At 69.0% G+C, this 11,028-nt stretch carries 9 protein-coding genes; all 9 read right to left on the bottom strand.

Annotated features, from left to right (window positions below; genetic code table 11):
- Positions 1–6 precede the first annotated feature (6 nt).
- Complete coding sequence (locus ASE22_RS13405; protein ID WP_056360148.1) at positions 7–390, bottom strand: response regulator; 384 nt, start codon at positions 388–390, stop codon at positions 7–9.
- Positions 391–457: 67 nt separating this feature from the next.
- Positions 458–703, bottom strand: coding sequence for a hypothetical protein (locus ASE22_RS13400; protein WP_056360145.1), 246 nt, complete (start codon positions 701–703; stop codon positions 458–460).
- Positions 700–2,628: a chemotaxis protein CheA gene (locus ASE22_RS13395; protein ID WP_056360141.1), complete on the bottom strand. Its 1,929-nt coding sequence runs from the start codon at positions 2,626–2,628 to the stop codon at positions 700–702. Before ASE22_RS13395 ends, ASE22_RS13400 begins: the two co-directional genes overlap by 4 nt.
- The gene (locus ASE22_RS13390) at positions 2,628–3,452 is read right to left on the bottom strand and encodes a CheR family methyltransferase (protein ID WP_056360138.1); all 825 of its coding nucleotides are present in this window, start codon (positions 3,450–3,452) and stop codon (positions 2,628–2,630) included. The genes ASE22_RS13395 and ASE22_RS13390 overlap by 1 nt, the downstream gene beginning before the upstream one ends.
- Entirely contained in the window at positions 3,449–4,573 is a 1,125-nt protein-coding gene (gene cheB / locus ASE22_RS13385; protein ID WP_056360133.1) for a chemotaxis-specific protein-glutamate methyltransferase CheB, read from the bottom strand. Before cheB ends, ASE22_RS13390 begins: the two co-directional genes overlap by 4 nt.
- Positions 4,570–5,925, bottom strand: coding sequence for a chemotaxis protein CheW (locus ASE22_RS13380; protein WP_056360131.1), 1,356 nt, complete (start codon positions 5,923–5,925; stop codon positions 4,570–4,572). Before ASE22_RS13380 ends, cheB begins: the two co-directional genes overlap by 4 nt.
- A gap of 5 nt (positions 5,926–5,930) precedes the next feature.
- Positions 5,931–7,637: a methyl-accepting chemotaxis protein gene (locus tag ASE22_RS13375; protein WP_321163639.1), complete on the bottom strand. Its 1,707-nt coding sequence runs from the start codon at positions 7,635–7,637 to the stop codon at positions 5,931–5,933.
- A gap of 733 nt (positions 7,638–8,370) precedes the next feature.
- Positions 8,371–10,038, bottom strand: coding sequence for a GMC family oxidoreductase (locus tag ASE22_RS13370; protein WP_056360124.1), 1,668 nt, complete (start codon positions 10,036–10,038; stop codon positions 8,371–8,373).
- Positions 10,035–10,919, bottom strand: coding sequence for an NAD(P)-dependent oxidoreductase (locus ASE22_RS13365; RefSeq protein ID WP_056360122.1), 885 nt, complete (start codon positions 10,917–10,919; stop codon positions 10,035–10,037). Before ASE22_RS13365 ends, ASE22_RS13370 begins: the two co-directional genes overlap by 4 nt.
- Positions 10,920–11,028: the final 109 nt, after the last annotated feature.

Genomic DNA, 11,028 nt, shown 5'->3' with positions numbered 1-11,028 from the left:
CCTGGTTCACGGGGCTTTGCGGAGACGCAGCGCCGCCCCGGAAATGAAGCCCTGCAAAGCCTCGGAAGTGACGGGCTTGGGGACGAAGGTGGCATCGATCGCGCGGGCGCGCGCGATAACCTCGTCCTGGATGTTCGCGGTGATGATCGCGATCGGCATGGTCGGCTGCGCCGCGCGCAGCTCGCCGGCGAATTCGAGACCGTCCTTCTCGGTCATGTTGAAGTCGACGAGCGCGATATCGACGATCTCGCCGGCATCGAGCAGCTCATGCGCCTGCGCCGCGCTCCCCGCCTCGACTTTGGTCCACTCGGGCTGGAGTTCCGCCAGCGCCTTCGCCGCGACGATCCGCGCCAATTTGCTATCGTCAACAATCAGGACTTTCACCGCCACGAAAAGGCTCCACGCTTCAGAACTCGTTACTCCCTCATATCTGCTCCCGTTTGAGGGCGATAGCCGCTTAAGAGTTAACCTGGAGCAACAATGGCAGGAGGCGGTCGCGAAGGATCGGGTCGTCGGGCACGCCGATCAAGGTCGGCCGGGCGGCGAGCAGGAGCTGCACCACCGCGAGATGTAGCCGTGTGGCGCCCGTGACATCGACCGAACGGCGCGGATCGGCCTGGAGAGCGACGAGCAAGGGCTCGGCATCCTCGACGAGGCAGGTCCCCGAGAGCGCGATGACGTCGCCGGTGACGGTCACGCTCATGCTGCAAGCTCGGGGAGATCGAGGACGAGCAGCACGGCGCCGTCGCCGAGAAGGGCCGTTCCCGCTATCCCGGGCAGCACGCCCAGCAGGCCCCGCGCCTCGCGCACCAGCGCGTCGATCTGCGCGTCGAACGCCGCCACCCGGACCGCCACCAACTCGCCGCCGCTTTCGGTGACGACGAGGCGCACCGCATTGTCCCGCGTCGCGGCGCGACCAAGAAGGCTCGCCAAATCGAGAATTGGAACGGTCCGATCGCGCAGGACACAAGCCTGGCCGCCGCCGATCGGCAGAATCGCGTCGGCGGCGATCCGCGCGGTCTCGACGATCTGGTCGAGCGGTATGCCGTAGCGTTCGTCACCCGCCCGGACGACCAGCAGGCGGGTCGTGATCGCATCGAGCGGAAGCCGGATCTCGATCCGGGTCCCTTTGCCGGCGCGACTTTCGATAGCGAGGCGTCCACGCAGTCGCTCGACCGCGCGCTGAACGGCGTCCATGCCAACGCCGCGGCCCGACAGGTCGGTGACGGCCGCCGCGGTCGAGAAGCCCGGTGTGAGAATCAGCCGCAGCGCCTGTGCGTCGGACAGCGCTGCGGCGGCCTCGGCGGCAAGTATGCCGCGTTGGACCGCGGCCGCCCGGATCCGGTCGGGATCGATCCCGGCGCCGTCGTCGCTCAAGCCAAGCACGACCTCGTCGCCCTGGCGGTTGATCAGGAGCTCGAGACTCCCTTCGACCGGCTTTCCCGCAGCCTGACGGATTGCGGCGGACTCGAGCCCGTGATCGAGCGCGTTGCGTATGATGTGGAGGAGCGGTTCGAAAACGCCATCGGCGATGGCCTTGTCGACCTGCGTGAGCTCTCCGCGCATCGTGAATCGCACCGGCTTCGCTACGCCCTGTGCGATCTCGCGGACGAGCCGCGGTAGCCGGCGCAAAGAGGCGGCAAGCGAAACCCGTCGGACGGCGGAGACGCCATGATGGAGGCGCCCGGTGATCCGATCGATATCGCCTTGGAGCGCGCGCAAGATCTGCGCGAGCGCGGGATCAGTCCATTCAGCTCGGCGCACGGCATGGGCAAGGCCGTTGGCAGCCACGGCCAGTTCGCCGACCTCGTCGGCAAGCCGGTCGAGCCGGGCTCCATCGACGCGCACGATACGCGCCGCGTCCGAGGCGACCACGGCGTCGGTTTCGATGGGCTGCGGGGTTATCTCGGCAAAGGCCAGTTGATCGGGCACGAGCCGAAACGCCGCGCGAACGGCCTCGATCGGCGCGCTGCTGACGCCCTCGAGCAGGACCTGGCAGCGAAACGGGTCCCAATCCATGATCGGGGCCAGCCCTCCCACCGGCACGATGGCGAGATCGACGAGGTCGGGGACAGCCAGCGCGAGCGCGAGCGGGTCGTCCCCGCGAAAGAAGCAGTCTGGGTCGGGGGTGTAGCGGAAGGCGACCAGGTTCTGATCGGTCGCGCCGATCGCGGCGGCGGCGCGCGCGGCAGGCCCCGAAACCCATTCCGCCGCGCTGGCCACCGGCGCGGTCGAGGTTCCTACCGGCCGCGGGCCGCCAACAAGTCTTGCGATCAGCTGCTCCGCCACGCTGGCGGCGTCCTCGCCGAGCGCACCGCCCTGCTCGAGCTCGTCGATCCAGCGGTCGATCGCGTCGATACAGGCAAGCAGCGTCTCGATCCCATCGGGACCCAGGATCGCGCCGTTGCTGCGCGCGACGCCCAGCCTATCCTCGGCGCGATGCAGCAGCGCTTCGGCGGGTTCCATGTCGAACACCGCCACCGACCCCTTCAGGGTGTGGACCGCACGAAACAGCGCGTCGAGCGCGGCGGCATTGTCCGGCTCAGCAGCGAGCCGGCTCAGTTCGGCCTCCGCGTCGGCCACGAGCTCACGGCCTTCGATCAGGAACTGGGTGAGCAGCTCGTCCATCACGGCCGACGATAGACGATTGCGTCGTCGAGGCGAACGAAGTCGAAGCGATCGGTGATCCGGCTCATCGACTCGCTGTGCCCGAGCAGGAGGAAGCCGCCGGGATGGAGCCGGTCGTAGAGCGTGTCGGCGGCGACCCTCCGCGAAGCATCGTCGAAATAGATCAGCAGATTGCGGCACAGCACCACGTCGAACCGGCCTTGCGCGGCGGCGGCGGCGGGATCGACGAGATTGGTGACCGTGAACTGAACCGACTCGCGCAAGTCGTCGATGATCTTGCGCTGGTGGCGGTGCTCCGGCTCGAAATAGCGCTCGACGAGCGACTCGGGCAACTTCGCCAGCGCGCGAGCGGCATAGCGCCCTTCGCGCGCCGCCCCGACCGCCGCGGTGTCGATATCCGAGCCGACGATCTCGACATTATAGGCGTCGACCATCGGCCAATGTTCGAGCAACCAGATCGCGATCGAATAGGCCTCGTCGCCGGTCGAGCAGGGCAGCGACCAGATCCGGATGAGATCGCCCGGGCGCTTGGTCTGCACGATCTCGGGCAGGATCTGGTCGGCGAGCGCCCGCAGCTGGTGATCTTCGCGGAAGAAATAGGTCTCGTTGATCGTGAAGGCATTGATCAGCGCCTGGCGCTCGGCAGCATCGATCCCGAGCCGGGCGAGATACGCCCGCGCATCGGCTGATCCGCTGCGCTTGAGACGATCGGCGAAGCGGCGCTCGATATAATAGCGCTTGCTCTCGCCGAAAGTCATGCCGGTCCACAGATAGAGCAGATCGGTCAACGTCTTCAGCTCGTCGGGGGAGAGGAAAGCGCTCATCCCGCAACCAACGCGGCGAGCGCGCCCGCGATCCGTTCAAGCGGCGCGACCTGCCCCGCACCGCCCTTCGCGACCAGCGCCCCCGGCATGCCCCATACGACCGCGCTCTCCTCGGCCTCGGCAATGGTTTCGCCGCCGGCCTTGTGCAGCGCGGTCATCGCGGTCGCGCCGTCGGTCCCCATCCCGGTCATCAGCACACCGATCAGCTTTGACGGTTCGACGTGCAGCATCGCGCTCTCGACGAGCCGCTCGACGCTCGGATGCCAGTGATGATCGGGACTGCTCGGCGCGGCGAGAGCCACGAGCCGGCCGGCGCGCCGGCTGATAAGGAAATCGGCGTCGCCGCGGCCGATATAGACATGGCCGGCCAGGACCGGGGTCACCGCCGTCACCTCGGCGACCGGCAGCGCGCAGAGCTTGTCGAGACGGCGTGCGAGCGGCCCGGTGAAGCTCGCCGGCATATGCTGCGCGACCAACACCCCGTAGGCGAAGTCGGCGGGAAGCGCGCCGAGCACCGCATCGAGCGCGGGCGGTCCGCCGGTCGATGTCCCGATCAGGACGAGGTGTTCCGCAGGCGCGCCCGGCGTTACGAGCCGTTCAGGCGCGATAGCCGGGGCCGGGGCCGCAGCGGCGCGGCGAGGCGATGCCGCTGGCATCGTGCGCGCCCGTCTCTCGACGATCTGGCCGCGCAGCCGCACACGCTCGGTGAGCCGGGTCGTCCGTGAAATCCGCGCTTTTGCGGCCTGACGTACCGTCGCTACCAAGTCGGGAGCGACTTCCTCGATCGCGATCGAAACCGCCCCGCGCGGCTTGGGGAAGAAATCGACCGCGCCGAGCGCGATCGCGTCGAGCGTCTCCTCGGCGCCCTCCTCGGTGAGCGAAGACACCATCACCACCGGACAGGGGCGCTCGATCATGATACGGTCGAGGCAGGCCAGGCCATCCATGCCAGGCATATGGATGTCGAGGGTCACGACGTCTGGTTTGAAGGTGCCGAGCCGAGCCAGCGCTTCGTCGGCGTCGCGGGCGACCTCCACCTCGAAATCCCCCGCGGCGGAGAAAATTCCGCTGAGCAGCCGCCGCATCAGCGGGCTGTCGTCGACAATCAGGAGACGAGTCATCGGCGCCGCGACCGCCCGGTGAGATCGACCGCAGCGAGCAGATGACGCTCGGTTTGGGCGAGAAGGGCAAAGGGGCTCATCAACAGCGTCATCGGTCCGCCATCGGCGGTCAGCAAGGACTCGAAGAGCTGCGGCTCCTCGCCCACCGCCGGCGCGTCGCTACGCGCCGCGCGCGGCACGCGGACGACACCGCGGATCCGGTCAACGAGGAAGGCCGCCTCGAGGTCGCCCGCGGCAGCGACGATCAGTCGCTGTCCGGTGGCGGTTGCTCCGAACCGTGCCGCCTGGTCCACCACCGCGAGCGCGCGACCGCGCAGATGCATCACCCCGCGTATGAAGGCCGGTGCGCGCGGCAGGGCTGTCAGCGTTTCAGGAAGTCGGGCGACCTCCGAGATCGCGGCGAGCGGCAGACCATAGGCCGCATCGCCGATCGTGAAGAGGAGCAGAGCCTCGGTCGCCGCCTCGGTCCGTTGCTCGGCGCGTATTTCCTCGGTGCCGACCGCACGTAGCCGCGCGCCAAGGCTCGGGTCGACGAGCGCGTCGCATGCGAGCAGCGACAATAGTCGCTTACCGCCGTCGAGTCTGGCGATGGCGGCAATCCGCGCCTCGCCGCCGCCGCGCTGGAGCAGCGCGGGAACCGAGTCGACGCTTTCGTCGGGGACGGCAAGCACCTCGCCGATCGCGTCGACGACGAGGCCCGCGGGATGGCCTTCGATCCGCACCACGATAATCCTGGCGCCGGTCGCGCGCGTACCGCCACACCCGAGGAGGGCGGCGAGCGACAGCAAGGGAAGCAGGCTATCGCGCCAGGCCATCGTCCCGATCACCGCTGCATCGGCATCGGGAATCGTTGCGATCTGGGCGCCGAGCGGAATCACCGCCTCGATACGCTCGAGCGGAAGCGCATAGCTCTGGCCCGCCACGTCGAACGACAGCATTCGCGTCTCGGAGCGCGCGGCACTGCGGGCGCGCCGAGCCGCCACCCGCTCCCCGCGTCGCGCCGAGCGCGAAGCCAGTCCGGCGAACTGCGCTGCGATGAGCGGCGCGACCGCGAGCGCCTCGGCTTCGCCGGCCGGAGCCAATCCGAGCACCTGGTCGACGGCGAGGCCGATCGGCGAGGCACCCTCGAGCACCACGATCCGCCGCGCGGGTCGGGCATCCTGCTCGAGCAAGACGGCGAGCGACAGGACGGGGATTGCGGCGCCCCGCAGGTTGCAGAGGCCGAGCAGGCTGGGCGGGGCCTGCGGCACGGGCGTCAGGCGCCGGCTTTTGAGCACCTCACGGACATCGATGGCCGGCAGTCCGAGGCGACGGCCCGCCACCTCGAGCGCAAGCAGCTGAGGAGCCGCCACCGCGCTCAGGACGGCTGTTCGAGCAGGGCGGCAGCGAGCGAGGCGATCTCTTCGATCGCGGCAGCGAGCTCCTCGGAGGCCTGGCTTTGCTGCTGGGCAGCCGCCCCCGCCTGGCGCGCGGCAGCCGAGGCTTCTTCGGCGGCGGTCGCAATCTGCTCCGTACCGCCCCGGATTTCGCGCACCGAGCGCAAGATCAGATCACTGCCGTCGGCGATCGTCTCGGCACCCGCCTTCCCAACCCCAAGCTCGACCTCCAGCGCGCGAAAGCGCTCGACGAGGCCCTGACTCCGCGCGATCTCGCTTTCCGCCGCGGCAACGATCTGGTCGAGATCGCGCACGATTGCGCCGACCTGGTCCTGGACCGCGCGGATGGCATCGCGCGCGCGCTCGCCGCTGACCGCCGCGTCGCGGGACAATTTGCGAATATCCGCGGCAACCGTGGCAAATCCCTCCCCGGCGTCCCCCGCTCGGGTCGCTTCGACCGAGCCGCTCACCCCAAGCATGCTCGTCTGGACGGCAAGCAGCGCCAGCGCATCGCCATTGCGCTCGATCCGGCGCGCGACCTTCGACACGTCGGTGAGCGATGTCAGCATCGCCCGCGTACGCTCGAGTGCCGCGCCGACCCCCTTGGCCAGCGCCTCGATCCGCTCGGCGCTTTCGGCGACCGAGCTGGCGACCGACGCCACGCGCCCGGCGCTATCGCGGGCGCGGCCCTGGGCCATCTCCGCGGCGCTTTCGATCTGCTCCATCGCGCTGCTCGCCTCGAGCGTGGCGGCCGCCTGGACCTGCGCGCCCTTCCCGATCTGTTCGATCGCCACGAGTATCTCGGCGGCCGCGCCGGATAGCTCCTGAACCGTCGCCGACAGCTGCTCGGCCGCGGCCGCCACCTGCTCGGCCGCGGCGTTGCCTTCCGCCTCGTCCTGGAGCGTCTCGGACAGGGCGCCCAGCGCGTCGGCGGTCTGCTGGCTCTGGTCGAGCGAGACGCTTTGCTGCTCGATCGCCTGCTGCGCTTCAGCCGCAGCCGCCGACTGCTGTTCGGCGGCTGCGGCGACCTGCTCGGCACCGCGTTGCGCTTCGCGAATGGCCGTCTCGGCCTGAACCGCCGCCACGAGGATCTGCTCGGCGCTCTCCGCGATCGCCGCGAGGTCGCTCCCGGTCTCGCCGATCCGGGCAATCACCGCGCGACCGGCCTGGGCCTCGCGCTCGGCCTCGCCGGCGGCACTCCGGATCGCCGTGACGATCTCGCGGACATCGCCGGCTATACCGCCAGCGAGATCGAGGATTTCGGCAGCATTGGCTTCGGCGGTCTCGGCCAGCGCGCGAACCTCATCCGCGACGACTGCGAAGCCCTTGCCGTCGTCACCAGCCCGCGCCGCCTCGATCGTTGCGTTGAGCGCCAACATGCTGGTCTGTTCGGAGACGTCACCAACGCCCTGCGCGATGGCGCCGATATCGGCGGCGGTCGTCTCAAGCGCCGCGATCACCTCGACGGACCCGAGCTGCCGTCGGGCATTGAGCTCGATCGCGGAAACTGACGCCTCGATCTGGCCGGTGATTTCGGAAAACGCGGTTTCGATCGCGTCCGCCTGCCGCCGGGCTTGGCCGGCGCGCTCCCGCGCTTCCAGAAAGGTCGCGCCCAAAGTAGCTATCAGACCAAGCGATTCCTGCGACGCCCCCGCCGCTTCTTCGGCACCGCTGGCGATCTGGGTCATTGCAGCCTGGAGTTCCGCGGCAGCGGCCGATGCTTCACTCAGGCCGCTGGCGAGCTCCAGCGTAGCCTGTCCGATACGTCCGCGAGCATCCTGCGCGAGCGGGACGGCAACGGCGCGCCTGGGCGATGGCAACGGCCGCGCCGCAGTGACAGGTGCTTCGACGCGTGCCGATTTGCGCGCGCCCAACGCCGTTTTTTTCACGAGAGCCATATGGTCGAGTCCGCAAGATAGAGTGACCCGGGGCATAGGACAGGATTGGCGACCGCGCCAGCACCGTAGCAGTGCGTGCCGCCCCGGTAAGTGGGTTGGGAGCTGCTACGGATCGGCTGCATATGAGCAGCCGCCGCCGGCACATCTTCTGGTCATGCGCAGCTTCCCATCCGGGGATCCGGCCTTAAGGCGCTGGGACGGATGCGCCGATATTCCTGAAGATCAGGCTGCGCTGAACCTCGCTCCAGGCGGGTACCGCCCAGCCCTTTTCCGCCAGGATGCGATGCCAACGCCGTTGCGGCTCGGCTGGCTGGGGCCCGCGCCGCCCCGACGCAACTGAGCTGATCCGATCCCGGACCACCATCCCCAAGCTGCGTTGTCATCCTGCTTGCGGCCCCGTTTCGGCCTTCGACCTCGACGCTGGCCGACATGCTTCCACCAAGGAGGACGGGGCTGGAGCCGCCATTATCGAACGACGTCTTGGGGAGATGCCAGTGTCCGCCGGGGATCTGGTCCAACAGATCTAGACTCGCAAGGACCTCATCAAGTCCGATGCTCGCTCCGCTATCATCAATGTGGGAATATGGGTATTGGCACGCACCATCGTGGGCATGATCGATGCGTCCGCGACGAAGAGCCCGTCCATCCCGATCACGCGGCAGAATCGGTCGACCACCGTATCGCGCGCGGCCGGATCGCCCATCGCGCAGGTCCCAGCGACATGGCCCATCGGGAACGCGTTGTCCGCCACGAAATCCTCGAGCGCCGCAGATCCCGCCAGCAGGGCCTCGGGATCGACTCGCGCGTCGGCCAGCATCGCGCGGCGCAGCGGCGGGATCGTGTCGAACAGACCCGCTATGCCCGCCGCCGCCAGCCGGCTCGACAGCCCCGGCCGGGCGAGCCGCTGCGCGGTATAGCCTTTGGGCAGGAAGATGTCCTGGCGGCGACGGCGCACCCCCGGATCGCTCAGGAGCTCGAGCGCCAGCCGGGTGCCTGCGATCATCCGCTGCCGGTCGCGGTCATCCGACAGCAAGTTGAATGCGACGTCGGGCCGCGCCGCATCGAGACCGGCAAGGCGGACCCGCCCACGCGAAAAGCTCTTGTAGACCGCGACGTTGACCGATCCGACCGCGCGGCCCATCGCGTGCCAGCTGGTCTTGTTGAAGGCGAACAGGAACATGTCCTGCGCCGGGCAACCGGCCTGTCCCGACGAGTAGCGCAGGCTGTGCTGGCTCCACGCGCGCTGGCCCGGCGACTGCCGTGCGTCGCGGCGGAGATAGGTCGCCACATAGACGGCTGGATGGTTCATCAAATTCCGCCCGACACCGGGCCTTTCGGCGATCACATCCACCCCGGCGCGGTGAAGATCGGCGGCGGGACCGATACCCGATCGCAGCAGCAGCGCCGGACTGTGGATAGCCCCGGCCGCCAGCACCACGGTGCGGGCGCGGATCTCATGGTCCTCGCGGCCTCGCCGGACGATCGCGCCCGCGACGCGACGCCCGTCGACGACCAGGCGCAACATCTCCGTGTCGCAACTGATCCGGAGGTTAGGCCGGTCACGTACCACGCGGTCGAGATAAGCCATCGACGCCGAAACTCGTCGGTCCGGCAGGTTGCTCATCGGAGTCGGGAACAGTCCGTCTCCGAACTGGCCATTGCCATCGGCCAATAAGGGATAGCCGCGATCGCGCACCGCGTCGGCAACCGCGCGGGCGAAGGGCGGCCAGGCGGCGGGCGGGTGGCGGCGGATCGGGATGGGGCCGTCGCGGCCATGCAGCGTCCCGGCGAAATCGCGGTCGTCCTCCAGCCGCTTGAAGTAGAGCAGCACATCGTCCCAGCCCCAGCCCGTAGCGCCCAGCGCCCGCCACTCGTCATAGTCGGCGGGCACGCCGCGTAGCGCCATCATCCCCATGATGTTCGATCCGCCGCCCATCAGTCGCGCCTGCTGATAGGGGCGGCGCACGCCAGGGCGCAGCTCGGCGGTCAGCCCGGGCCAGAAGAAGCCGGGCACCGCGACCGAGGTGGGGAAGGCGTCGCGGATGCTGGCCGGCTCCTCGCCGGGCGGGATATCGGGCCCGGCCTCGACCAGGAGCACCCGGCGGCGTCCATCCTCGCTCAGCCGGTCGGCAAGCACGCAGCCCGCGGCGCCCGCGCCGACGATCAGGACGTCGGCGGGATCCTCCGTCATCGGGTGGCGTCCTGGCGGCGGTGGCCGATGCGGTCCTCGATCACCGCGCAGAGCGACGCGGGGTCGGTTTCGCCCCAGCGGGTGGTCAGCGCGTCGATATGCGCCTGGATGGCCGGCGGTAGCATCGTCAGCGGCACCCGCAGGCCCCGCGCGAAATCGGCGATGGTCGGCCCGTCCTTGTCGGCGATGAGCGAATACATCGTCTCAGGCGGATAGACCCCCGTCGCCATCATTCGTCCGCGCACCTCGAAAATGCGCGAGGTGCCCGCGCTGGCGGTGATCAGTTCGTAGAGCTGATCGGGGTCAAGACCCGCCTTGAGGCCGAGGCCCATTGCCTCGGCGGCGACGACATTATGGCAGATCACCATCATATTGATCACCAGCTTGATCCGCGCGGCGTTGCCGAAAGCGCCGACATCGAAGCGCTTCACGGCCATGTCGGCGATCATCCGCTCCAGATCGCCCTCGACCGGGCCGCCGCTGACATAGAGGCTGTGTAGATCCTTCTCGACCATCACCGGGGTGCCGCTGACGGTACAATCGAGCATCGTCCAGCCGGTCCCGGCCATGCGATCCCGCGCGGCCAGCTTCTCGGCGGGGTCGAGCGTGTTGATGTCGATCAGCCAGCCGCCGCCGCCGGCCGCCGCGATCCCGGCCAGCACCTGATCATAGGCGGCGCGGCTCGACAGCGCGACGAGCAGCACCGGGCAGTTACGCACCAGATCGGGCAGCGACGCTGCCAGCTCGCCGCCGGCCGCCACAAAAGCCTGGGCCGGGCCGGGCGCGGGATCGTGGCCCGCCACCGCCCAGCCATGCTCGATCAACCGCGTGGCGAGGCATAGCCCCATGGAGCCCAGGCCGATGAAGCCGATCGCCGCCATATCCTCTCCCCTCACGTCTTTCCGTCAGGCGTGGCTAACCCAGCGCATCGCGGGCCGCCCATCAAATGATCGCATGTCGCATTCGCGAAATTCTAATGCCTCGCGGCGG

It is taken from the genome of Sphingomonas sp. Root720, from assembly GCF_001428605.1.
Classification (GTDB): domain Bacteria; phylum Pseudomonadota; class Alphaproteobacteria; order Sphingomonadales; family Sphingomonadaceae; genus Rhizorhabdus.
This window is presented reverse-complemented; position numbering and strand designations above follow the sequence as displayed.